This window comes from Xenorhabdus griffiniae, from assembly GCF_015163655.1.
Lineage (GTDB): Bacteria > Pseudomonadota > Gammaproteobacteria > Enterobacterales > Enterobacteriaceae > Xenorhabdus > Xenorhabdus griffiniae.
Genome location: NZ_JADEUF010000271.1, coordinates 1 through 1,012, shown reverse-complemented (window position 1 = coordinate 1,012; position 1,012 = coordinate 1). Strand labels below are relative to the sequence as shown.

Sequence of the window (1,012 nt, the reverse complement as noted above, 5' to 3'; positions counted from 1 at the left end):
ACGCGATGCTCGACTTTCGAGGTGAGTTGAAATGACATAGCCTGTCCTTTATAACTTTAAGTGACCAAACTGAAAGAAATAAAGGAACAAAAGGCTATGTCACAACAAGATTTTATCATTTGGGTATTTTGTTGGGTAGATGAAAATTTAGCAGAGTTACAGCAAGGTACACGATTCAGAAGCCGAGGCTTTCCGCCTAAACTCAGCGATGCCGAAGCCATCACGATGGAAGTCGTGGGTGAATTTTTAGGATTTTCAACCGATAAAGGCATTTGGACATACTTTAATAACCACTGGCGCGCGGGGTTTCCGGGGCTGGGTTCACGTGCCAATTTTGCTAAACAGATTTCGAATCTTTGGGTTGTTAAACAACAACTGCAAGAGAAACTGGCGATATTATTGGGTGCGTTCGACCGGCCGGTGCATATTATTGATGGATTTCCTCTGCCCGTTTGCCTTTTTAAACGCGCGAAAGGCTGTGCACGTTTTAAGGGACAAGCCGATTATGGCTTCTGCGCCGCCAAGAGTGAAACGTACTACGGCTTTAAAGGGCATCTGCTGGTCGATGAAATCGGCATCGTGACAGGGTTTACACTCACACCGGCAAGTGTCAGCGAGCGTGAGGCCGCCGGGGATTTAGTTGCGCCAATAACCGGCTATTTACTCGGTGATAAAGGCTATTTAGGCACTGAATTTAAACAGGAAATGAAGAGAGAAGACGTTGAAATGATAACGCCGGTGCGAGCCAATATGGATGATCCTGTTCCCAAAGAGACGAGAAAATGCCTCAACGCCAAACGGCGTCTTATTGAAACTGTGATTGGTCAACTCGCCGGGCAATTTGCTATCGAGAAATGCTGGGCGCGGGATATGTGGCATCTGAGCAATCGAATCGCCAGAAAGCTGCTTTCTCACACATTAGGTATTTTTGCCAACTTTAAACAAGGTAAAAAACAACGCGATTGGCTTCAACAAACTCTCGTTATTGGGTGTTAAAGTCGAGCATCGCGTT

Annotated in this window: 1 protein-coding gene; it reads left to right on the top strand. The window is 45.9% G+C overall.

Features of this window, described 5'->3' with window-relative positions; translation table 11 throughout:
• Nucleotides 1-96: 96 nt before the first annotated feature.
• Nucleotides 97-996, top strand: coding sequence for an IS982 family transposase (locus IQ211_RS19410; RefSeq protein ID WP_193836490.1), 900 nt, complete (start codon nt 97-99; stop codon nt 994-996).
• Nucleotides 997-1,012: the final 16 nt, after the last annotated feature.